Source organism: Planococcus sp. TJ-302 (genome assembly GCF_058268455.1).
Map to the genome: position 1 here is coordinate 1,414,889 of NZ_JBZDOI010000001.1, position 24,969 is coordinate 1,439,857.

18 protein-coding genes and 1 pseudogene are annotated in these 24,969 nt (G+C 36.8%); 1 reads left to right on the top strand and 18 read right to left on the bottom strand.

Annotated features, from left to right (window positions below; all coding sequences use genetic code 11):
* Positions 1-8 precede the first annotated feature (8 nt).
* The 18 genes and pseudogenes from AC4EHB_RS07040 to AC4EHB_RS07125 form a co-directional block, all read right to left on the bottom strand.
* Positions 9-2,183: a cell wall-binding repeat-containing protein gene (locus AC4EHB_RS07040; RefSeq protein ID WP_490981045.1), complete on the bottom strand. Its 2,175-nt coding sequence runs from the start codon at positions 2,181-2,183 to the stop codon at positions 9-11.
* A gap of 593 nt (positions 2,184-2,776) precedes the next feature.
* Positions 2,777-2,866: pseudogene (locus tag AC4EHB_RS07045) on the bottom strand (AAA family ATPase); the annotation flags it as partial.
* Between the two features lie 420 nt (positions 2,867-3,286).
* Positions 3,287-4,402, bottom strand: a complete 1,116-nt coding sequence (wecB, locus tag AC4EHB_RS07050; protein WP_490981498.1) for a non-hydrolyzing UDP-N-acetylglucosamine 2-epimerase — start codon at positions 4,400-4,402, stop codon at positions 3,287-3,289.
* Positions 4,403-4,435: 33 nt separating this feature from the next.
* Complete coding sequence (locus AC4EHB_RS07055) at positions 4,436-5,662, bottom strand: nucleotide sugar dehydrogenase (protein ID WP_490981046.1); 1,227 nt, start codon at positions 5,660-5,662, stop codon at positions 4,436-4,438.
* A 54-nt stretch (positions 5,663-5,716) separates the two neighbouring features.
* The gene (locus tag AC4EHB_RS07060) at positions 5,717-6,598 is read right to left on the bottom strand and encodes an NAD-dependent epimerase/dehydratase family protein (protein WP_490981047.1); all 882 of its coding nucleotides are present in this window, start codon (positions 6,596-6,598) and stop codon (positions 5,717-5,719) included.
* Complete coding sequence (locus AC4EHB_RS07065; protein ID WP_490981048.1) at positions 6,598-7,818, bottom strand: glycosyltransferase family 4 protein; 1,221 nt, start codon at positions 7,816-7,818, stop codon at positions 6,598-6,600. Before AC4EHB_RS07065 ends, AC4EHB_RS07060 begins: the two co-directional genes overlap by 1 nt.
* Complete coding sequence (locus tag AC4EHB_RS07070) at positions 7,815-9,716, bottom strand: heparinase II/III domain-containing protein (RefSeq protein ID WP_490981049.1); 1,902 nt, start codon at positions 9,714-9,716, stop codon at positions 7,815-7,817. The genes AC4EHB_RS07065 and AC4EHB_RS07070 overlap by 4 nt, the downstream gene beginning before the upstream one ends.
* Before the next feature lie 3 nt (positions 9,717-9,719).
* Complete coding sequence (locus AC4EHB_RS07075) at positions 9,720-11,831, bottom strand: bi-domain-containing oxidoreductase (protein WP_490981050.1); 2,112 nt, start codon at positions 11,829-11,831, stop codon at positions 9,720-9,722.
* Positions 11,832-11,857: 26 nt separating this feature from the next.
* Positions 11,858-13,219: a phenylacetate--CoA ligase family protein gene (locus AC4EHB_RS07080; RefSeq protein ID WP_490981051.1), complete on the bottom strand. Its 1,362-nt coding sequence runs from the start codon at positions 13,217-13,219 to the stop codon at positions 11,858-11,860.
* Positions 13,220-13,706: 487 nt separating this feature from the next.
* Complete coding sequence (locus AC4EHB_RS07085; RefSeq protein ID WP_490981052.1) at positions 13,707-14,843, bottom strand: glycosyltransferase family protein; 1,137 nt, start codon at positions 14,841-14,843, stop codon at positions 13,707-13,709.
* A gap of 73 nt (positions 14,844-14,916) precedes the next feature.
* On the bottom strand, positions 14,917-16,161 hold the full coding sequence (locus AC4EHB_RS07090; RefSeq protein ID WP_490981053.1) for an O-antigen ligase family protein: 1,245 nt from the start codon (positions 16,159-16,161) through the stop codon (positions 14,917-14,919).
* 2 nt (positions 16,162-16,163) lie between these two features.
* On the bottom strand, positions 16,164-17,291 hold the full coding sequence (locus AC4EHB_RS07095; RefSeq protein WP_490981054.1) for a glycosyltransferase family 4 protein: 1,128 nt from the start codon (positions 17,289-17,291) through the stop codon (positions 16,164-16,166).
* Positions 17,288-18,694, bottom strand: a complete 1,407-nt coding sequence (locus tag AC4EHB_RS07100) for an oligosaccharide flippase family protein (protein ID WP_490981055.1) — start codon at positions 18,692-18,694, stop codon at positions 17,288-17,290. Before AC4EHB_RS07100 ends, AC4EHB_RS07095 begins: the two co-directional genes overlap by 4 nt.
* A gap of 187 nt (positions 18,695-18,881) precedes the next feature.
* Positions 18,882-19,463, bottom strand: a complete 582-nt coding sequence (locus AC4EHB_RS07105) for a sugar transferase (RefSeq protein WP_490981056.1) — start codon at positions 19,461-19,463, stop codon at positions 18,882-18,884.
* A 57-nt stretch (positions 19,464-19,520) separates the two neighbouring features.
* A complete protein-coding gene (locus AC4EHB_RS07110) occupies positions 19,521-21,353 on the bottom strand; it encodes a polysaccharide biosynthesis protein (protein ID WP_490981057.1) in 1,833 nt (610 codons plus the stop codon).
* A gap of 124 nt (positions 21,354-21,477) precedes the next feature.
* A complete protein-coding gene (locus tag AC4EHB_RS07115) occupies positions 21,478-22,245 on the bottom strand; it encodes a tyrosine-protein phosphatase (RefSeq protein WP_490981058.1) in 768 nt (255 codons plus the stop codon).
* Between the two features lie 49 nt (positions 22,246-22,294).
* Positions 22,295-23,020 (bottom strand): CpsD/CapB family tyrosine-protein kinase, encoded by a 726-nt coding sequence (locus tag AC4EHB_RS07120; protein ID WP_490981059.1) that lies wholly within the window; start codon positions 23,018-23,020, stop codon positions 22,295-22,297.
* Between the two features lie 4 nt (positions 23,021-23,024).
* Positions 23,025-23,750 (bottom strand): YveK family protein, encoded by a 726-nt coding sequence (locus AC4EHB_RS07125; RefSeq protein WP_490981060.1) that lies wholly within the window; start codon positions 23,748-23,750, stop codon positions 23,025-23,027.
* 374 nt (positions 23,751-24,124) lie between these two features.
* Between AC4EHB_RS07125 and AC4EHB_RS07130 the strand changes: the two genes are divergently transcribed.
* Entirely contained in the window at positions 24,125-24,928 is an 804-nt protein-coding gene (locus AC4EHB_RS07130) for a hypothetical protein (RefSeq protein ID WP_490981061.1), read from the top strand.
* Positions 24,929-24,969 lie beyond the last annotated feature (41 nt).

Consider the following 24,969-nt stretch of genomic DNA (forward strand, 5'->3'; position numbering starts at 1 on the left):
AAAATCTTTCACTCCACAGATCGCTGCTTCACCATTTCCTCTTTCAATAACAGCCTCACTTCATCCCCGACCGCTCCTGCGCTGCCGAGAATTGAGAAGTTCCGGTATCTTGACAGGATATCGTTTGTAGCTGCTGGAATTGATGCATCATTGACCAATAAGATCGATGCATCGTTCTTCGCTGCCAATACCGAGCCTGCCAGCGCATCCGGGAAGTTCCGTCCGGTAGCAACATAAGCCTGGTCGACACCAAGCGGCAGCTTCAAGCTGATTTCTTTGGCGGTATCGAATCGGGTTTTGCCTCCATAGCGGACTGGCTTCGGCAGCTGGCTGAATACCTCGGCACTGACCGCACCAGTGTTGCCGACCACAATTGTCGACGTTTTATTTTTTATAGCTGCTTTCGTTTCTTCCGGAAGGCGCTCCGTTCGTGTCAGCAAAATCGGGATGCCGTTTTTCGCGGCATACGGAGAAATTGCCAGCACATCCGGGAAGTTGAACCCGTAAGCGACAATCGCTTTGTCCGAAGAAATTTTGTCTGCGATTAGCCTTGCGGTGTCAAAACGCGATTTGCCGCCGATCCTTTCCACTGACAGCCCTAGACTTGTTAATTTGTCTTCGACCGCCTGAGAGACGGCTCCTTCACTGCCAAGAAGGATGGCTTTTTCCGCTTTTAATCGGTTGATTTCCTTCTCAGTGGCACTAGACAGACTCGCAGGACGCGTCAACAGAATCGGTGCATCTTCCTGATACGCCAGCGGTCCGCCCGCCAAAGCATCGGGGAAATCCGTGCCGGTTGCGACCACCACCGTACCGGCTGATTCCCAGCCTTTTTGGGAAATCGCGACAGCGGTATCATAGCGGTTGGATCCTGAGATTCGAGGTACGTTTTTTGGTTCACTTTCCTTAAAGATGTAAAGCGTTCTGTTACCATAGCCATATAAACTGGAACCGTCTGATTGCAGACGTTCGATGTAACCGGTCTGGATGGTATCCAATAACGCCCCTTTTGAATCATAAACGCTCAATTTATTCAATTCGCTGGAGTTGTCAAGGCGGTTTCCACTTGCCACGAATAATTTATTGGAATCCGAAGTCGCAATGCCGAAAATATATTCATTTTCGAATACTTTTTCAAAGCTCACAGCCCCTGTTTGATCCAGGCTTTTCAGCGATGAAAAAAGAAACTCTTTATGGACCGCGTCATAAGTTTTAAAATAATAAAGTCCTTCTCTTGCAGCGATGGTGTCTTCCGCTCCATTATAATAAGTGCCATAAACGAAGTTTTTTTCCTTTAACTGTTTGATGGCTGCAGATTCCATATTCAATTCCATTTTCACGGTGCCATCCGGATTGTAGATGTGGTGAATATCTTCAAAAGGATGGTTGACCATTAGACCGAACTCTTTGATCCGCGAATAAGTTTCTGCATACTCACCGAAGTCTTTTTTATAGAGGACGGCGCCAGTAGTTGCGTTAATCCCAATCAGGATATCCTTTGGAGCTATAAGGTGCTCTGGATACCGCTTTTCAACACCCAGGGCATAGACCACATTGTCAGTCGGCTTCAGCATGCGTTCATTGGTTATAAAAGGCTCCAAAGGCACACTCCACATCTTTTTACGGGCAGCAAAATCGAACGAATGGACGCCTTTCGAATCCTGCAGCACCAGCGTATTGCGGCTTAGCGCTGCCCCTTTAATGCCATCCACATTGGCTTTCATAATATACTTTCCGCTTGTATCGTAAACGGAAAATGACGAGGAGGTAGCCAGTACAATATAGGCTTCAGTCATGTAAATTTTTGAAGCGCCGTAAGGGATGGCAGTCGAAGTCAGCACTTTCCCTGTCGCAGTGGAATAGATGTAAAGGACTCCACTCTGCACCCGTGCAAATTTGTATTCTGAGATGGCATGAGGGCCATACTCGGATATTTCCCAGTTCAAGGTTCCTGTTTTGCTGTAGGAAGAGATGAGGGCAGGCCGGGTCGCGTTATCACGGTAAGTCGTGATGATCTGCTCATCAAAGACGTGAAGTGCCGAAACATCCTGACTCCTGTCAATTTTAATCATATCCATGAACGTATTTCCGGCAGCCTCGGTATTGTGATGTTCAGGCAAAACCAGCGAAGCAATGGGAAGCAATAAAACTGTACTTATAAGTACACGCAATAGTATTTTCAAGTTCGATCTCCCTTTTTCAAATTTCAATCAATCATCTCGTTTTCGGTTTTGACCCGTTCTATTTTCATGCCCTTCCGATACCTTTCTACATCTTAACTTTCCATATTTTTGAAAGTTTTTACATTATAATAATAATCGATTTATCTATGTAAACCTATATTTATTTTTTAAATGAGATAATATTTTTTACTCGAACTGCATATTTCCTTTGCCGGGCACAATTAAGCCTATCTGCTTTTCGCGCTATACATACAACTACCGTATCCACTAACCCATGCGGTTTCAGAATACGGTAGTTTCTCATGGCTATGCTGTGAATATATTGAATCGGCAGACCTAGGCTGAGGTCCAATTTTTTAATACGAATAAAATCCTTAGAACAGCTGATCTAACCGAATAGCGTTAAGTGATTCGGCCACGAATTTTTACCATGTCTACCTTCTTATTTACCACCCAGTGCCATTTGCTTTACCGCGATTTGTCGCACTCTTTACCAAGACAACCACAAAGCCCTTCAGACAAAGAGTTATAATTCTGCAGAGCTTTCTTTTTGTTCCTTGGGCACTGAGTTCTTATCTCTGTCCTAAACCATGTCACTCGCGCATCGAAATATCTCCATCGATCATGATAAGGTAAGAGTCGTGAATAATCCGATCGAGAATGGCTTCTGCGATTGTTTCATGCATATAGCCATCTAAAAGAACCACTTGTGCCACATTTCAAAACCACTACGGACAAAAAATAGAACCACTTAAGACATGAGAGAATCATTTCTATATAATTGGTTTGCAGAATATTACGTAAATTGATTGTGTAGGAGGTTTTTTATGATCAAATATCGAGAGATTCTCCGGCTGGATGCTCAGGAGGTATCCAAACGGATAAGCGCTGCCAGCTGTAAGTGTTGATTAAAGATGTGCTGGAGCAAGCAGAAAAGAAAGGGATTTCCTGGCCTTTGCCTGTATTTCACAGGTTTCCATAAGTTCCCATTTATTCCCTGTGTAAGGTGCAATTATGACTACTTGCTTTTCACCATATACATGCAAAAGGAACCCGCCCAACCACTGGTTTCAGCGAATTCCTCATGCAGTATGTCCGTATATTTAGAATTGTGTTCGACACAGGGGCGCGTTTTCTACTTTACCCTCTAAAATATCTGCAATTCTCTTACTGGCATGTCCATCACCATATGGATTACTTGCTTTACTCATAGCTTCATATTTCTCTTCGTTTTCTAAAAGCAGTTTAAAAGCCTTGTAGATTGTTTCTTCCTGTGTACCAACCAACTCAAGAGTTCCCGCTTCAATACCTTCAGGACGTTCCGTAGTGTCACGCATGACCAATACGGGCTTACCAAGACTAGGCGCCTCTTCTTGAATACCGCCGCTATCCGTTAAAATGATGTGTGATCTGGACAGGAAGTTATGAAAATCGACTACTTCTAAAGGTTCGACAATTCTTACTCGATCCAGATCTCCTAAAATTTCATTCGCTGCATCTCTTACTAATGGATTCATATGAATTGGATAAATTGCCTTTATATCAGGATGCTCTTGGATAATTCTCTTAATGGCCTTAAACATATTTCTCATCGGCTCACCAAGATTTTCTCTTCGGTGAGCTGTAATCATAATAAGCTTGCTGTCAGCAGCCCAATCTAACTGATCGTGTGAATAATGTTCAGTAACCGTCGTTTTTAAAGCATCAATAGCTGTATTTCCTGTAACAAAGATATAAGCAGGGTTCTTACCTTCTTTAATCAAGTTCTGTTTTGAAATTTCTGTAGGAGCAAAATTGTAATTTGCCACAATTCCCACTGCCTGCCGATTGAATTCTTCAGGATAAGGTGAGTAAATATTATACGTTCTGAGACCTGCTTCAACATGCCCTACTGGAATCTGTAAATAGAAGCAAGCAAGAGAAGTAACAAAAGTGGTAGAAGTATCTCCATGCACTAAAACTACATCTGGCTTTACTATTTCCAAGATACCCTTCATTTTTTCAAGTATATTTATTGTAACATCGAATAATGTCTGTTTTGCTTTCATAATAGAAAGATTATAATCTGGAACTACATTAAAGGCATCAAGGACCTGTTTTAACATTTCCTTATGCTGACCGGTTACACAAACGACTGTTTTAAGATTATCTCTAGTTTTAAGTTCTTGAACCAAAGGACACATTTTTATCGCTTCTGGTCGGGTACCAAAAACCACCATTACTTTTTTAGTCAAAGCTACTACCACATTTCTCTATAGTTTATAGGCATCTTCGAATACACAAATATTCTTTGTATCAAGAACCAGTTTGTCTTTTAGCAAATCCATATTTTCTTTAATGTGATCATGTCCTACCATAACGACTACTATTTCAACTTCATTAATAAAATCTTCAAAGTTCATGAATTGATGATCCACCATACGCTCTTTTACAAATGGATCAAAAACTTTAACTCCAAATGCCAAATGCTCATCCAGTCTTTCTAATAGCTGAAGTGTAGGGCTCTCTCTTGTATCATCAACATTTTCTTTATAAGCTAATCCGTACAATCCAACTTTTGTAATGTCTTGGATATTATGTTCACGCATAATGTCTCTAATACGTCCAAGAACGTGTCGTGGCATTGAATCGTTGATTTTACGTGCAGCTAGAATTAAGTTTGTTAGATCCGGGTAATCTCCAACTAAGAACCATGGATCTACCGAGATACAATGGCCACCGACCCCTGGACCAGGCTGCAGGATGTTTACTCTCGGATGCTTATTTGCAATACGAATAATTTCATAGACGTCTATATCGTCTGTTCGGCAAATTTTAGTCAGTTCATTTGCAAATGCAATATTAACGTCTCGATATGTATTTTCTATAACCTTCGACATTTCAGCAGACCGAATATCTGTCAAAACGATTTCTGATTTGCAGAAGCTAGCATATAAATCCTTAATTTTTGCAGCAACGTCTAAATTATCAGCACCAATTGTTCTTGAATTATGCTCAAGTTCATACACCATATTACCAGGAATAATTCTCTCAGGAGCATGTAACAGATGAACATCTTCTCCAATTACTAACCCTCTTTTTTCAATTACAGGCCGGATATGGCGATCAATCGTACCTGGTGAAATGGTTGATTCAATAATAATAGCTGCGCCTTTTTCGCATACATCAAGCACACTATTTACTGCAGAGATCACATAAACAGGATCCAGTTTTTTACTTTCTTCTATATATGGCGTTGGTACTGCGAGAATATATGTGTCTGTTTTTTTGTATTCTGTTGAAAATTCTACTCCATTAGCCTGGGCTTCTTCAAAAAGTTCTTGAAGACCCACTTCTTCAAATGAAAGCTTTCCATAGTTTAGTGATTCTACTATACCTTTATTATAGTCTGTACCTATAACTTTAATGCCGCTTTTAGCAAACATTAAAGCAGTTGGAAGACCTATATATCCAAGCCCTACAATATTAACTAATGTCATTTTGAAACTCCTTTTTCTTAAACGCCCATAATGTGAAAATATGGCTAAGATACACTAAATTAACTTTTTATTTCTCATCAGGTCAATTTCTTCTTTAATTCCAATCTTAAAAGTTCTTGTTTTAAATTGAAAATCTTCAACAGCATCTACATGACTAAAATTTTTATGTTCGTTTAATCTTAGTACTTGCTCAGCCTTTAAAATTGGTTTATTTGATACTTTTTCATATAATCTTAAACCACTTAATACAGGCTTTACAGGCATATGTATTCTTTTCACTCTTTTATTTAATAGTTTGCTGGTAATATCAATTACATCATTATATGTAATTTCATCTTCTCCTGACAAATTGTAAGCCTTAAATTTCGTTTTTTCTGATTTATATGCTTTTACAATAGCATCAGCTAAATCTTCTACATGAATTGGTTGCTGTAAATACTCCCCCGTCCCGAAAATAGGAAAGGCTAGTGTACGGTTAAGAAACTTCACTAATCGACTCATGTTCCGATCTTTTTCTGTCCCATATATCATAGTAGGTCTTAATATTGTATAGTCGATTCCTGACTCCATTATTGATCTTTCAGCTGTTTGCCGTATCACCTTAGTGCTCGCGTTCAATTGGGTGAACATAGCAGTAGTACTTATGAAAATTGCTCTATTGATTCCTTTTTTTTTGCAAGATTCTACAATAGATGGGCCATGTCCAAAACCTAAAGAAGCAATATTTATTAAAATATCAATTCCTTCTAAAGCATTTTCAAAAGTTTGCATATCATCTAAAGTTCCGTATACAAGTTCTATATTAGTGAATTTTTCCAACTCGCTGGTATCACTTGTTTTTCTTACAAAACAACGTATTTTACCATCATAGTCTTTGGCTAACTTTGGAATAGTATGACTTCCTAAAAATCCTGTAGCTCCGGTTACTAATAGCATTATTTAACCTCCATTTTCAACAGCTTTAGATACTTACTTGCTAATGACTTGCGAGTATAGTTTTGCACAACAAATTTTCTGCCATTATTTCCATATTCTTCAATTATTTCGGAATTATTATTTAAAAATAAAATCGCTTTTTTTATTTCTTCTACGTTCTCTGGTTTTGTTATGATAGCTGAATTCGACTTTTTTAATATCCCTTCAGATTCACCTTCGAGACTAGCAATTATAGGCCGGGAGTTGCTCATTATTTCAAACATTTTTGATGGAATAAAAGTTTTAAATAACTCTACGTTTCTTAAAGGAACAAAACATACATCTGAAAGGGAATAATAATCAGAAATCATATTTTTTGGTTGTCCTTCTACAAAAAGAACGTTACTCAAATTTTTATCATCTTTTATTTGAAGTAACTTCTTTTTTTCTGCACCTTCTCCAACAAATAAAAATTTAATGTTTGGAAGTTCTGCGGCTACATCCAGTAATACATGTAGAGACTGAGATAATCCATGGGCACCTATATATAATCCTACGAATTCGCTTGTTCCTATTCCAAGTTTTTTACGTAAGTCCGTTCTTGCTTTTTGATCATAATTGAATAAATTATCATCAACACCGTTTGTAATTACGTCTATTTTATCTTGTGGAATGCCTCTATTCACTAAATTATCCTTAAAGGAATTTGTCACTACTACAATTTTGGAAGCTTGTTTGTAAAAGCTTTTCTCAAAAAATTCTAGGATGCCTATTATAAACTTATTTTTTAATACTCCTAATTCCACAATTGCTGCTGGCCATAAATCTCTTATATCCAATACAAGTTTTGCCCGTTTAAATACCGAGTAAAAAGAAGCAGAAAACATAGAGAAAAAAGTTGGTGAACTGACAATAACAATATCAGGTTTTCCAGTTTTAAAAAAGCTTTGAAGAACACTAGAAAACATAAATGAAATGTGCCCTAAAGTTTTTTTCACAAACCCTTCATTTGGCGTTGCATATACGTAACTTCTGATTACCTTAATACCTTCCATATGTTCAATCATTGATTTTTTCCCTCTATATTCCTTCGGAATTATACCTGTAGGATGATTAGGAAATGCTGTTAATACAGTTACATCATGGCCTTCTGCAACCCAATATCTTGCCATTTCAAATAACCTGGCTGAAGGCGCTCCGATTTCTGGTGGAAAGTAATGTGAAATTACAAGAATTTTCATCTACTGCTGCCCCAATCTAAATCAAAATTCAATATTTTTTCCCCAGTATCAATAGTTATATTTTTTTCATCTTGATAAATATTCTTATTCCCAGATGTGTAATAATAACCAAACACTCCAGGCGATCTTGGATGAACAACTATTTTCTTGTTGATTTCTTCTACCCCAAATTCCGGATGATATACGCTATCTTCAATAACAAAATAAGCATTGATAGGTTTTACAGAGAAATCTTCATGTGTAAATTCGATATTTTCCTTATTAATTGAAAATATTGTTGAAGGTGCTAAATGTATATAACTCTCTATTTTTTCTTTGCTTTTTGCGAAATCTAAAACGAAAATAGCTTGATTAAATATATGGATATATTTTCGATAATGTAATGTTTTAAACTTTTTTAAATACCCGTCATGGGAAGCAAAGATTTCCACAAAATCATTATTCTCTTCATATGAAATTATAGTCGGTTTAGCTCTTCTTGCGACTCTGAAATTACCCCAAACTTCAGACTGGTCCTCTTTATTTATTGTGAGAGTATTATGAGCTCTAGTTGACCTATCATAGTCTCTCTTAATACCCGAATATTCATATGTACCCGTGTCTACTACCAAACGTTTTCTGTTCATTGAAAGTTCATAAGAAAAAATATCTGCATGTGCATGTGCCGGTAAATAATCAGGGCATGGTTTTCCTATATCAAGAATAGAAAAAAATGTTTCATCATTCGTTTTTAAATACCCAGATTGTTTCGCATAAAAAACTTTAGATTCATATTTCACTTCTTCTTGTGGAGTAACCCCATTAGATTTCGACATTATCTGATCAAATAGATTAAGTGATGAATGTTTCGTTTCTTTTTTCAAGATAAACTCACTTATATATGACAGGGAATTTGCAATGCCAAAAGCAGCATCATTGAATAAAGGAATCTCTCCATCAGGGTGGGCTACATTCATTAAATAATTCAATGCTTTTTGTTGGGTATCCAAAAATTCAACTGGAACTTCGTTCCCTAAGTTATTGTAAACATATATTAATTCTGATAACCCTTTAAGTAATATGCTATGGTACATTGCACTCAATTCAAAATGCCCACCATCTTTCAAAAATTGTTCAGAAAGTTGATTAATCATTTCCTTTTCGCCTATTTTCAAACATTTTTCCCCAATTATATTATCACCTAAAAATATACCAACAATTATTAAGGTTTTTAAATTTTCAAAAAGATGATTTCCTACTACATCATACTCGCGATTATTGAGTAAAAAATCACTTTGAATTAAAATACTACTTAAAAAATGATCATTAAATTCCGGATCATTTTTCAAGTATTCATAAAAAGCACTATAAGCAAATATCCAATTTACTAAACGTAGAGAGATGGTATAAGAATGCCAACCATCGCCTAAACCAATTTTTTCGTTCTTTGTAATCCAACTGGTTACATAATATTTCAGTAATTCATAATTGCTAATGTTCGGACGTACAAATTCCACTTCAATTAAACGCCGGAAATACTCAAAATAATGTAAGTTATATCTCCATAACTGTGATAAATCCGGGTCTTCCCATCCTAGTTCTTTATCAAATATTACTCTTTTATTTAAGAAATCAAACTCTCTATTACTGAGCATTTTTTTATTCTTTTTCATATTATTAAAATCAAAATCAGGGTCAATTTCAGCCATATTGAAAATTAACGGATGAACCTCTTTAACAGAATTAATAATATTAACGTTATTTTTTTTGTTTGATTTTTTCCATCTTGCTGATTTATAAAGCACTTGCTTTTTAAATATAAACAAGCCACGATGATAAAATTGAGACCCTTTTAGATATTTTAGAGTATTAATATAAAGAAAATATTTTTGAAAACTCAACCTTATCACCATACCCATTTCTTAGTTTCTAATTTGATCAACTACATCAAATGTGGCTTCAGTCACTTCAAAAATCTCATTTAAGGTGATTGGAGCTTTTCCAGTTTGTATTCCTTCAATGAAAGCTTGAATGCCATTAGCGTGTCCTTTATCTTGTGAACGAGTTTTGAACTTTGAAAAATCTTTCCATCCGTAACCTGTTAAAGTTTTGAAATTATCAAGTGCCAACACTTTATTTGCCACAAAAACCTCTATACGTTCTTTAGGAAACGCTTTATTACCATTTGCTAAGTACTGAATAGATGCTATTGACCCATCTTCAAAAGTAAGATTAATCATTACATTTTCTTCCAATAATTCTTCTCCAGGCACTTTCATTTTCATTGCATTTACTGAAGAAATTTTAGAATCTGCCAAAAACCTTGATAAATCAATAAAATGACAGCCCTCTCCTAAAATTCTACCTCCACCTATTAAAGTATTTTGGGTCCAATGATCAGATGGTATACTACCAGCATTTACTGTAATAATAATTGATTTTGGCTGATGTACAGTTAATAATAATTCTTTCATCTTTTTAACGTGAGGAGAAAATCGACGGTTAAATCCAACCATTAAAATTTGTTGATGATTTATTTTTTTAATATCATTAAGTTCTTCTCTAGTTAGGCACAATGGTTTCTCGACAAAAACATGCTTTTTATTATATAAACTTTCTTTTACCAAAGAGGCATGACTATCATGTCGTGTTGTGATTACAATTGAGTTAATTTCTTTTTCATTTAAAACATGAGAAACTTCTGTTGATGCTCGCAAAAAACCAAATTTTCGCCCTACATTAACTCCACTAACGCCACCGTTGCTCACTATAGTATGTAACTGTATATCTAATTCTTGCATTGCTGGCAGTAATGTATGATTGGTAAAGTTGCCTGCTCCAATAATTCCGACAGAAGGTTTATGGTTACCCACTATGTTATTTTCTCTAAGAGTAATAACACGATCCTTCACTATATCAATTTCTTTTTTCTCATATTCAAGTAATATTCCAATTGCCGATTTGTCTTCACTTAATGCTTCGTAAGCTTTTACTGCTTCGTCAAATTTATAAGTGTGAGTAATCAAAGGTTTAACAATTAACTTTCCTTCAGATATCATATTTAATACCGCTTCGAAATTCCGTTGCTCTGTCCATCTCACAAATCCTAATGGATAATCTTGACCCATTTCTTCGTAGTTATAATCGTAGCGGCCCGGACCATACGAACAGGATACTTGGAAGGAGAGTTCTTTTTCATAGAATTCTGATCTATTCAATTCTAATCCTGTAACACCTACAAGAATAATACGACCTCGTGTTCTGCACATTTGAGCTGCTTGAGAAATTGGATCACTACTCTTAGTCGAAGCAGTAACAATAACTCCATCGACTCCGCGACCATTAGTTTTTGAAAGTGCATAGTCAACAATATTTACTCCGTTGGCAACATTTACAGCATCAGCACCAAAGCTGCTTGCAAGATCAACTTTCCGTTGATCAAAATCTGAAGCTATTACTTTGCAGCCGTGAGCTCGAAGCAGTTGAACAGTAATTAAACCGATTAGACCTAATCCTGTAACAATAAATGTTTCTCCCAAGGTAGGCTGAGCTAAACGAATCCCTTGAAGACCAATAGAGGAGATCACGGTAAAAGCTGCATCTTCTAAATTTACATTAGCCGGTATTTTCGCACATAGGTTTGAAGGGACAGATACAACCTCTGCATGTGAACCATTTGAAATTACATAATCGCCAATTTTAAAATTAGCAACTCCATTACCAACAGCAATTACTCGGCCAGCATTACTATAGCCTAATGGGATTGGTTGATCTAATTTTGACTTAACCGAATTTATTGTCGGTTGTAATCCATCAGTTTTAACTTTATCCAAAACTTGTTTTACTTTTTCAGGTTGTTGGCGCGCTTTTTCAATATAGTTAGACTTTCCGAAATCTACCAGCATTCTTTCTGTGCCAGCAGAAACGATACCTTTTTCTACTTGTATTAAAATATGTCCACTTTTAACATTAGGTAAAGGCGTTTCAATTATTGTTGTTTCGCCGTTCTTTAAACTTTGTTGAATTATTTGCAAATAAATTCCTCCTCTAAAATGATAATCTAATCACTATTTATATCAGAGATTACGTATCTTAATTTCCCACTATTAGTTCTTTGAATTTTTTCGACATATTTAAATTCTATTTTAATATCATTTCCAATTCTTTCAGCCAATAATTTTCTTACTAAATTTTCATCTTCTATATATTCTTCTCCAGATTTAACTATATTTATTGTTAAATTATAATCATTCTTTTGGTGTATTTGAGCTTCTACAAAGGTTGATGTTGTAGTAAATAAAGCGGATAAAGCCCCGATTTTAATTCCATTTGGTAAAACTATATGTTCTCCATTTCTTCCATCAACCGTTTTTATTTCTCTTTTTATATTCCCATTGTCCGAGCTTTCTAAGATGGCTCTGTCATTTGTATCATATCTTAATAGTGGCATAGCATAATTAGTGAGATTTGTTCCTACAATATTAAAGGTTCCATCTGACAACTTGAGAAACTCAACTGCAGCAAAATCCTCGTCTATTAACATTTTATGATTTTTACTTTCAGAAAAATTAGCTACTCCTTCGCTCAAACCATAATGTGAATAAGGTTTTACATGAAATGCGTGTTCTATAATTTTACTTTGATATTCGAAAAGGTTTTCTCCACCAGTTGTAACGAATCTAAATGTATGATTAAATTTAAGGTTGTTTTTCACAATAAATGCAGCAAACGGAGTAATGGATGAAGGATATCCATGAATCCAATCGATTTTACTTTCTTTTAGTTTTTCAAAATAAAGAAAATAGTTTTCATCATTGCCGTGAAATGCACTGAAATGTAATTGTTTTCCTGGAATATTTGTACGCCAAAATGGCGGTTTACTTTGTTTGGCAGGTACAATAGGCCTGCTGCCAAAATAAGCACACCAATCGGTTGTTCTAATACCAATTGATCTTCTATACCTCCACCAAACTGCCCATTGTTCAAAAACCGCCTCTTTATTAGTAACAAATTTAAAACTCGATCCGGTTGAACCACTTGTGGACAAATGAACAACTTCTTTTTCAGAAAATGCATCAGACAAAAACATCGAATAGTTTTCTTTTATTATTTGCTTATTTAGTACAGGTAATATTTCTAAATCTTTTAAGGTTAAAATATCAGTAGGACTGATTCCCATATGTCTGAAAAGTTCCTTATAATATGGAACTGTTTCATAACTATGTTTTACAATTTTTTGAATTCGATTATTTTGAAAATCGTTTTTTTGCTGTTCAGACCAATCCATTCGACTTTCATACTCAGCAAGTTGAAGCCAAAAATATTTATTAAATCTTTGCTTTTCAATCTTGTATCCTTCAATACTACATGCTAAATTTTGTAAAAAAATAGGAGACTTGTTATATATGGTCATAACATTCATTCATTGAACACCCTTTGTATTTCAATTTGCAATTTTTATTTATGGCGCGTCTAAAAAGCTCTTTATTTTCATTTATTTTATTCTTATTTAGTACAATTGTTTGACCGAATAAGTTCTGCATAAAATTTATTACATATTCATTGCGAATAGGATTATATTTCAAAAAATGTTTCTCAAGATTTCTTCACTAATAGTTAGCTTTAAATCAGTTGGCTTATTCCGAGACTTGATCAAAATTCGTGCATATGAGCCTACACACGAGCTAACCAATTCTTTACAAGATAAAGGTCTAAAGATTGACCAGAGGGCCACCTGTATTTATTCATACTGAGGCTTTTTCTAAGGTAGATCTGCTATTTAAATTTTACTCTTGTAAATTTTTCTTAATCACCAGAGAAATCAAGGTGATATCTTCGAACTTTTTAAGATTATGAACTTTATTTGGTTCTTTGGAAAGTACCAAATTAAAATACACCATTTAAAGTATTTATATGCTGCTTGAAGCGTTCGAATTAAAATTACAACCTAAATTTTCCATTTTTTCTAAAGAAGAAATAACTATTTCAAAATCTTTTTCCCATACCAAGTAACTAGCAGATTCTAAACCCTTGTTTTTATAATAGTCTTTTTTAGAATTCATTAATAATGCCATCTCAACAAAATTATTGGCATTTTCCACTTCATAAACCTCACCGACTTGATATCGATTAATAGTATTTCTTAATGCTAAGTTGTTTGATGCTAATATTGGTATGTTTGCATGTATATAATCATATAACTTATTAGGTTCGGTGTATTCGGTACCCATGCCTCTTTTATGTGGGATTAACCCGATATCAAACGATTTAAGTAAGCTATCGAGCTGATCATTTTTAACTGTTTCTTTTATTCTTATTTGTTCTTCTTTTATTGTATATAAACTTCGAATACTTTTTATTTTCTCTTGCTGATCTGAAAAGATATTCAATCTAAGTTTCTCATTTAAACTTAGTGCCTCAAATAAGACGTTAAAATCTCTGATTTTCGCATGAAAGTGTCCAATATAGACCAGATCTATGTAAGAATCATTAACTTCTTTTTTTTGTAATTTTTCAAAAATACTTTTTTTCTCTCTAAAATTTGGCGTATTGCGAACTACACTAACCTTTTGCTGACTTCTTTTATGTTTGCTTATTAAGAAATCTTTACTCTCTTCAGTAACTGCTATAATTTCTTTTGCATATTTAAATACTCTTTTCTCCAAAAAATTAAAGTAAGACTTTACTATACTGCCAAATACATTATTGTGAATTTGATATACAACTTCTGGATAATTATCAGCAATATCCACAATTAATTCAGTTTTATAATTTTTTTTTAATTTAATAGCTAAATTTATTTGGAAGATATCACGAAGTATAATCAAATCTGGAGAAAAGTCTTTTTTTTGAATATTTTTTTTCATTTCTTCTAAATTCATTTTTTTAATACCGTCAAGTATATTTACGTCATATTTCCAAATTTCGTTTTGTGTTTTGTATTCTTCTGTTACAACTAATATATTATGAGAATTTTTTTGTAAAGAATTTATCCATTTTACCCCTCTTACCTCAGGAAATATTTTTGTTATATATAAAATATTCATAATTTCCCAACCTTCAAATTAAATTTTTTTATGCTTCAATAATATATTTTTGTATTGATAGAACTGAAATAGTTCACTTTATTTCACTGAAATTCGAATCTTTTATGGTTAAATAGGCCAATGCTAAAAATAACCAGTATAAAAAATTCAATATATAAGCATTCATAGCTTGAGAGCCAATTAAACTTATTAACAACGAAGATAATACAGCAAAAATGGCATAGGAAGGCCAGGCTTCGTTAATATTTTTTCTAACCATTGCTTTAAAAAGAAATATTTGGATGTACAAATAAATTATTGCAAAAAACATAAATGGGAATATTCCCATTTCAGCTAGTAATTGAATAAGGTAACTTTCCGCAACAATCTCAGATCCTCTAATTTCCCTTGTCGCCCATGTGTAACTTCCAATACCTTCACCCGAAAACGGGTTATCTAAAAAAGCTTTGTATGCATTTTTCCAGAAAATATTTCTTTGAAATACTCCTTCAATAAAAAAATTTCTATATAGAGAAATAAAATATATTATTGCGCTTATAACTCCTAGAAATACAGTTACCATGATATACATGCTAAAGTAAGTAAACCTTTTAAGCGTTTTTATAAGATGTATTATTAGTAAAATGCTAACGGCTATAGTAAATTGCAACCAAGCTATACGAGTGTAAGAGTTATACAATGTTATTATTCCTAAAATCATCAATACTAGACCTGAAATTTTCCAAAGGGATTTTTTACTAAATAAAATATAAGCTGATAAAATTGTCAAATAAATTGAAACAATTGGCCCATATACTAATGAAGAACCTACTCCAAAAGTCAAACGAACGTGTCCTAATCGAAATCCTTCAATTCTATTTATAAATTTTTCTACTATTTCTGGTTTTAATAACTCTAAAATTCCACCAAATACTAATAAAGACATACTAAGGATTAAAAATTTTAATACTTTAACAGGGAAATTATTCGTAAATTCATTATTTATGCTGAGAATAAATAATGGGAACAGGAGATATATTGGAATCATTGTAAATAAAACGTTTGTATCAGCCGAGACCAAACCTAATATTATGACTAAAAGTATAAAGGTAACTATTAAAAGTGGAAAAATTTTAAAGCTTAAGATGTCTTGCAAAATTTCTTTTAATGATAAAATCAATATTAAGCCGATAAGGAGAACCTGCCAATTTGAAAATATGGTAGATGATAAATTAAGAAGCTCTAAAATGATATTACTTACTGGCATAAAGATAACAACAATTAAAATTAAACGTTCTTTAAATCTAGATAAGTTTAGGTTAGTTAAGCTTCTTTCCATTATTAAGAACCTTCTACTTTTGAATTAATTATTTCTTTCCAACTGTTACTCCAATTTTCTTTAGAAAATGCTTTAACGCTTTCTAATGCATTTTTGCTCATATTATCCCTAACTCTTTTATCATTTATCAACAAAATTAAAGCTTTTTCAAGTTCCTCATAATTTGGATTTATTAATATACCATTGAAGTTATTTATAATCATATTAGGTAACCCTCCAACATTTGTTGCTATAACTGGGACTCCACTAGCCATTGCTTCTAAACAAGAAAGAGAAGTGCCTTCTGAATAAAGAGTTGGTATGATCACAATTTGTGCTTTTTTATATAGCATGCTCATATCTTTAAAATCAGTTGATATGAACTGAATACTCGAATTAGAATTATCAATGTAATCTGGACACTGACCTGTAAATATGAATCTTATATTTTTATTTACTCTAGTAAGGTTAGTTGCAGCTTTATAAGCTAATTCGAAACCTCTTTCAAAAGAAATTCTCCTCGGAAATAAAATAACTATCTCCTTTTTTTCTTCCATATTTTTCGGAGAAGTAAATTCTAATAAATCGACATAGTTAGGGACGTACTCAATCTTTCTTACTAACTCTGGCCACTCCACTCTCGCATAATTTAGAAAGTTCGTGTCATTAGCAACAACTAAATCCATTTTTGAAATTGTTTTTCGATAGCGATTTGTCAAAATTTCTTTTTTAACATTTCTTATAAACTTGTCTTTTTCACTAAAACCTGAGTCCCAATTATCACCAAATGGTTTGTCCCATGAAACACCGTGACTAATTCCAATACTACTATTTTTCACATAAGGGTAACCGGATGTAAAAGACTGGTAGTGATTAATAAGCGCGTCTGAAGATTGATGATAGAAATACTTATTGATTTTTTTGTATGCAGCTAAGTTTACCTTTTCATATTCAATTCCTTTAACGACAAAATTTTGAACATCATCAACAATATGAAAGTTTTTTAAACTTGGTTGAATAATCTCGATTTCTTTAAATCCTATCTCTTTATAGACATTAATCAAATCTAATAAATATCTCTCATTTCCACCTAGAATATATTCTTTTCCATATAAATCAAGCAGAGCAGTTGTTAAAATTGATACTTTCATTCTCTTTCCCTCGCTTTATTGCTTACATACTCGTAAACCTTTTTCTTGTTAATAAATAGAATACAAATTACAAATAAAAATTCCCACAAAATAATATTGAGTATAGGTTGCGAGATCGAGAAATATCTATTCAAATATATAATAGTAACAAAAGGGAAAACGAGACTTTTAATCGACAGAAAAATATTCATGGAGTATTTTGGTAATTTTATCGTAAATCCGATTAATATGATTAACTCTGCTAGCACTAATACAAAAGCGTAAAAAATTAGATTAGAATTAAATAAATAATAAACTAGCAAAAAACCTAATAGTATCCCTATACCACCTATTATGTAGATGAAATTTCTATAAGTTTGCTTACCTATAGTGGATAATGCATCTCCTAAAGGAAAATTAAAACATTGCAAAATAACTATGTATATTAGGACATTTAAAATCGAAGTTGCATCTATCCATTTTTCTCCAAATAAAATACTAATTAAAAATGTTGGTTCTAAAATAAACGGTAGTACTAGTAGTGATGTAATAATAAATAAGATTTTAGTTTCGGAAATAACAAGCTTTAAGTGTATTAACTTTCTTTTATTAAATTTAAATAATTGAGGGAAATAACTACCTGCTACCACACCTGGTAACGTGTATAGGATCAGAGGAATTCGGTGAGCAACGCTAAAAATTCCTACATTCTCTAATGTGGTAAATTTCCCTAACAAAACTGCTGGCGCTTGTGAAATTAAAAGTAGAATTATCCCCCCTACTGAAAATCCAAATAACCCCTTTAATAATGTATTATCCCACTCACTCATTGAACAATTTCTCAAATGTTTTTTCAAAACAAAAATTGCTAAACCTCCTCCTAACATTTTGGAGAAGCTATATATAATAACAATAATGCTTATATTTTTGTTATCCATTAAAAACAATGTGACAACGCCTAGAAAAGTTACTATGCTAGAAATAAAAGATATTTTAGCAATGTATTTCATTTCCTGAATGGCTTGATAAAATGCTTTTGAGATTGTGAATAAAAAATTACCTATTATCATTGAAATCGTTAAGATTAAAGTATAGGCAAGTAAATCATCTTCATACATTAATACTCCTATAAAAATAGCGACAGCTATTGAAAGGAGTGCAAAAACTACTTTTATTTTTATAAATGATACTAAGTAGATATACTTACGCTTAGGATTTTCATTCACTTCTCTAATTAAAGTATTAGACATCCCTAAATCACCTAAAAAAGCAAAGATGCCTCCAAAGGCAAGAGCCACAGAAAATATTCCATAATCCGCTTCTATTAGCATTCTAGCTATTAAAAGAAATGAAACAGTATTAAAAATTCTATCAACTATAAAAGAATTTAATAAACTTTTAATATTCCCAAAAATTTTATGCATTTTAACTACTCTTTCTAATTACATTTTTTATGTTAGCAATCATATTATTTATGGTGTAGCCATGTAGTTTAATTAAAAGCAAATTGTTAAAAAGTTTTTCAATATATTTATAGGCGTTTTAAATAAAAATAATACTACTTAAATATACGTTCTTCCTTTAAACTATTCTAAATAAATAAAAAATATTTCATCTACCTTCTTTAACACCGTCACTCTTCAAAACACTAAAAACAGTCTTAAAAAAAATCTCCGTATCCAAAACCGGATTCTTCCGCTCAACATATTCCCCATCAATCTTAGCCTTCACTTCAATCGCTAACTCATCCCGCCCGCTGATTTGTGCTAAGCCAGTCAAGCCTGGCAATACATCGTTCGCTTTATATTTATCCCGCTCCGCAATCAGATCATCCTGATTCCACAACGCCGGACGAGGTCCAATAAGGCTCATTTCACCTTTTAGAATATTGAACAACTGAGGCAGTTCATCCAAGCTTGTTTTACGCAGGAATTTGCCGGTTGGGGTTATGTATGAATCCGCTTTGTCGAGCAAATGAGTCGGCATGTCATTCGGTGCGTCTGTTTTCATCGTTCGAAATTTAAGGATGTTGAATTCTTTCTTGCCTTTGCCAATTCGGCGCTGCTTGAAGAATACGGGTCCTGGCGACTCCATCTTGATTAACAAGGAAACGATTAATAGTACAATTCCTAAGACGATCAGCGTTGTCAGTGACAGTGCGAAGTCGATGATGCGTTTGAATACTGAGAACATAATGTGTTCCCCTCTCTGAATTTCTATTTCTTCTATAAAAAAAGAGCCCATGCCTTTTTATGAACTGCTGGCCAATAACTTCGAACTCTCAACATTCTTCCGATTAGCCAACCCCACAAGCACTTTCTTAATCTCTCCATCCCCCATCTCAGGCAGCTTCTCCAATGTATAAAACAGCTCCAACTCGCTAATCGGATTCGCTTTTCCGATGTAGATTTTCGGGAACACTTGCTTGCTTTGGATTTCGTCTGCGTTCAAAAGCTCTTCGAACAACTTCTCGCCAGGGCGGATGCCCGAGTAATTGATTTCGATTTCGTCTTCGCTGTAACCAGACAAGCGCACCAAGTTTTTCGCCAAGTCGACGATTTTCACCGGTTCGCCCATATCAAGGACGAAGACCTCGCCACCTCTTGCCAGCGATCCGGCTTGGATCACCAAGCGGGACGCTTCCGGAATCGTCATGAAGTAACGCGTCATTTCCGGATCGGTCACCGTAATCGGACCGCCAAGGGCGATTTGGCTCTTGAACAGCGGGATAACCGATCCTCTCGAACCAAGCACATTCCCAAAACGCACGGCGACGAATTTCGTGTCGCTGCGCTTCGCCAAGTTCTGGACGATCATCTCAGCGAATCGTTTCGACGCGCCCATGACGTTCGGCGGGTTGACGGCTTTGTCTGTGGAAATCATGACGAAGCTTCCGACGCCCGAGATATGCGCCGCGTTGGCGATATTTTTCGTGCCGTAGATGTTGTTTTTCACCGCTTCTGTCGGGTTGCCTTCCATGAGCGGCACGTGCTTATGCGCCGCGGCGTGGTAGACGACGTCCGGACGGTGCAGCGTCATGATGTCAGTCAAGCGCTCATAGTCCTGGACGTCTGCGATGACCGGAATCAGTTCGGTATCCTGGGCAATCGTTTGCCTCAGTTCCATGTCGATCGTGTAGATCGAGTTCTCGCCGTGCCCGAGCAGCAACAGCTTTTTCGGGCCAAAGCGAGCAATTTGGCGCGAAATTTCCGACCCGATCGAGCCGCCTGCACCTGTCACGAGAACGGTCTTGCCTGTCAGCTGGCCTTTGATTGTTTCCATGTCGAGCTGCACTTCGTCACGCCCGAGCAGGTCTTCAATTTTCACGTCCTGGATATCGCTGACAGCGACTTTACCTGTCATAATGTCTTCAATGAGCGGGATGGTCTGCGTGCGGACGCCAAGGTCCATGCACGTCGAGATCAATTTTGCGGTATCCTTTTTGCCAAGTGACGGAATCGCTACGATGACGTGCTCGATCGCCTGGTCTTTTACGATTCGGGCGACTTCTGACAAACTTCCCATGACGCGGACGCCGTAAATGTCACCGCCTTGTTTTCTCGTGTCATCATCAGCAAATGCCACCGGCAGCAAGCCTTTATCGGCATTATTATGGAGCTGTCGAGCGACCATCGTGCCCGCTTGCCCAGCTCCTATGATGAGCGTGCGTTTTTGGTTTTGAGTGTTCTTGCCGGTGACGGTGTCGCGCATCAAGCGCCAAGACAGGCGGGATCCACCGATCAATAAGAGATGCAGCATCCACGTGATGGCGAGCGCTCGGTACAGAACATCCTGCAGCACGATGAATTGAGCAATGCCAAGTACCGCGACGGACAGCGTCACAGCTTTGAAGATGGAGGTCAATTCACCGATCGAGGCGTATTCCCACACTTTCCGGTACAAACCATAATAAAGCGAGAATGCGTGATGCGCGATGAAGATGGTTGCGGCGCTCACCAGCAGGAACTTGCTTTCAAACGGATTGATCCACGGATGGAGGATGAAGTAGCCGATGAAGATGGAGAAGAATACGATCAGCGAATCGACCAAGAATAATAAAGAAATGCGGTTTTTCAGTGCCAAATAGGTCAATCCTCCCAAAAATCATACTTTGTAATTAACGTGCGTTATCTGCACATTAATCTTAACACCTATTATTTGGGAATGATAGGAGTTTTTTATCATATTTATACTTTTTTTACTTTATTTATCTTAATAAGTCCCACCATTTTGTCATTTTAATGGCTTGTGGCTCCAAAATGATGAAGGGCTCATTGTTAATAATCTTTTCGTTGTTTTCCAGTAGAATCTCGGCAACGTCGCCGAGATTTTTCTTTTCCAGAAAGTCGAGGCCTGCGCGGAAATGGAACGGCCTTCTCGTCAAGTGGTGGACATCCGAGCCATAAACGTGGATTAAGTTGGCGTTGATCAACGACAATGCTGTTTTTTGAATCGCTTTGCCGAATGTGCCGGTAATCGAACCGGCAGTAACTTGCGCAACTGCGCCGTGCAGCAGGAGCTTGCCCAGCCGCTCCGGCTTTTCGATGATGCCTTGGTTGCGCTCAGCGTGCGCAATGACCGGGGTAAAATTACGGCTGATCAACTCTTGGATTATCGGCACAGTGTATGCAGGCACGCCATTAGACGGCAATTCAAGCAAAACATAGCGCGATTCCGCAAGCGGCACCGCTTCGCCGCTTGCTAATCGTTCCGGCAGTTTATCAGATAGCCGGCATTCCTGGCCGCTGTAAACTTCGAGCGGCAGATTATGCTGCCGGACGAGTTCTTTAGTCGCTTGGAGCTGCCGTTTCATTTTTGACACGTCGGTCGGAAAATTCGGGTGGTGGCCGTGCGGCGTCGCAATGATGCCAGTGATGCCTTCTTCAATAGCTTGCAACAGCATGCCAAGCGTTTCTTCCATCGTTTCCGCGCCGTCATCGAGGCCGGCTAATATATGTGAATGCGTATCTATCATCGTTTCCCCTCCTTAACTGCTAAAGAAAAAAGTAAAAAGGAAAGCCTTTTTACTTTTCGGAGCCATAGTATTGGTTATAATAACTGTCTTTTGCTGGCACGAAATTGTTGAGCACCGCGCCAATGATGCGGCTGTTTGATGAAGCGATCGCTTCTTTCGCTTTCAGCGCCTGTTCTTTTTCCGTCTTGCCGGAATTGACGACGAGGATGGTGCCTTCGCATTTATTGGCCAAAATCTGTGCGTCCGCTACCGAAAGTACCGGCGGCGCGTCGAAGATGATCAAGTCGTACAGGTTTTTCAGGTGTTCGACAAGACTCGTCATCGAGCGCGACGCCAAAAGTTCAGCGGGATTCGGTGGAATCGGCCCGCATGTCAGAAGGTCCAAGCGTTCGACTTCCGTCTGGCGCACCGCTTCTTCTATAGAGGTTTGGCGCGTCAAGACGTTCGATAAGCCAATGACATTGTCCATAAAGAATGTGTGGTGCGTCGTCGGTTTGCGCATATCGCCGTCAATCAACAAGACTTTCTTGCCTTCTTGCGCGAATACTACTGCCAGGTTCGCCGCCGCTGTCGACTTGCCTTCTTCAGGTGCTGCTGACGTCACGACGATCGAGCGGATGTCGCTGTCGGGCGACGAGAAGTTGATGTTCGTGCGCAGCGTGCGGAATTGCTCCACGACGAACGAGCGCGGGTTGGTGTGCGCGACGAGTTTCCGCGCGCTTTGCTGCAGTTTTCTGCGTTTTTCTTGTTTTCTCTTCTTTAACTTTGAGAACATCGGATCAGCCCGCCTTTCTTCGTGAATTATTCTTGGTGCTTAGCGGTTTTGCGTCTTCGTTGATTGGTGAAATAACGCCAAGCAGCGGCATGTCGAGCACGTCTTCGATGTCTTGTTCGTTTTTCATGCTGGTGTCGAGGTATTCAAGCAGGAACGCGATACCGACGCCAAGCATCAAACCGACGACTGCGGCAATTGCCATATTGAGCATCGGGTTCGGTGCAACCGGCGCTTGCTTATCTTTTACGACGGCGTATGACAAGATCGACACGTTGTCGACTTTCATTAATTCTTGAATTTCTTCCTGGAAGACGGCCGCTGTTGTGTTTGCGATGTCAACGGCGATTGCCGGGTCCGGATCTTGTACGGAAATGTTCACGACTTGCGAGTTTTCTGCATTGGAGACGGTGATTTTATTCGTCAGCTGGTCGGTGCTTAAGTCTAATGCCAGCTGATCGCTGACCTGATCCAAAATTGCCGGGCTTTTGATAATGACGCTGTATGTATTGATCAGCTGCAGGTCTGTTTGAATGTTTTGGTTTAATAATGCCGCTGCTTCTGATTTTTCCTGATTGACGAGAATTTGCGTGTTAGTCTGGTAGATCGGTGTCAGGAAATTATAGCTGACGACCCCTGCGATGATGACGGCGAGTGCAGTTAAGATGATGATCAATCCCAGCCTCTTTTTTAACGTGGCGAAAAGTTCTTGTAACGAAATGGTTTCTTCCATCGATAGTCCGGCTCCTTTATCAGTAAATTGCTTTTAATAGTATAGCATGAAGTTATTAGACAAGAGAGGGTTTTATTGGAAAAATTTTTTAGGTATAATTTCTTATAGTTTATTCCTTTGGCTGTAAAATGCTGGTAGATAGAATCAGAAAGTGGAGTGGCATAGGCTATTGGTTGGAATTCTGAATTTTATTTACAAAATTTTGCTTAAATCACTTCTTTTTACTCCTTTTTATGCTATTCTTTTTAAATAAGCCGCCTTATTCGAGCAATTATTGTTTTAAATTTGGCAAATTATACATAAAAGTAGAGTGCTTACATTATTTAGAAATACATTATTGTAAATACAAGGGTTTAATTCAGGAGGAATGAAGCATGGAGAAGTTTAAGAAGTATTGGAAACAGATCGCAATTGGTTTGTCAGTCGTTCTTCTGGCAATCGCAGGTTACTTGGTTTACACATTTGAATTTAAAGACTACGACACGGCTGATGAAGAAGTCGATGAAATCACGAAAGACGAAATCGAAGTCGACTTGCCAGACGACACGACCATTGTTGTCGATGAAGACGGCGAAGTAACAACTAAAGAGACAGAAAAAGAAGAAGTTGAAGAAAAAGACGAAGAAACTACGGAAGACACGTCAACGGATACTGGATCAACCGGTTCTACTAACGGTGAATCTACTTCTACCGTAACAGCTGCGAATAATTCGACAAGCTCTTCAGCTACACCGGCGAAAGCTTCTGCTCCTGCTTCTAATGGTTCGTCGAACAACGGATCATCGAATAACAATAGTTCTTATAATAATAACAATGCTTCTAACGGTTCTGGCCGTGTGACGGTGTCCCAAATCAAAAATAGATACGACACAGCGTTGGTTGGACTTGAAAACACAGCGAACGACCGCCTTAACGCTTTGGTGTTACGCGCGAAAACAGAATACCTGAACGATGATAACGTGAGCTATGCACGCTATTACAACAAGTACACTTCCGCTGCGGAAGTACTTGAAAACCGCGCAGACTCAGCGTTTTACGCGATTGTTGCTGTGATGGAGAGAGACTTGGAAGCGAATGGACTTGCGGCTTCACACACGAAGTCAGTGATCAACGAGTACGAGAACAAGAAGAAACAACGTAAAAACGCTTTGGTGAAAAAAGCAGCAGGCTTGAAATAATAATGGAAAAGGCCGGACAGCGATTGCTGTCCGGCCTTTTT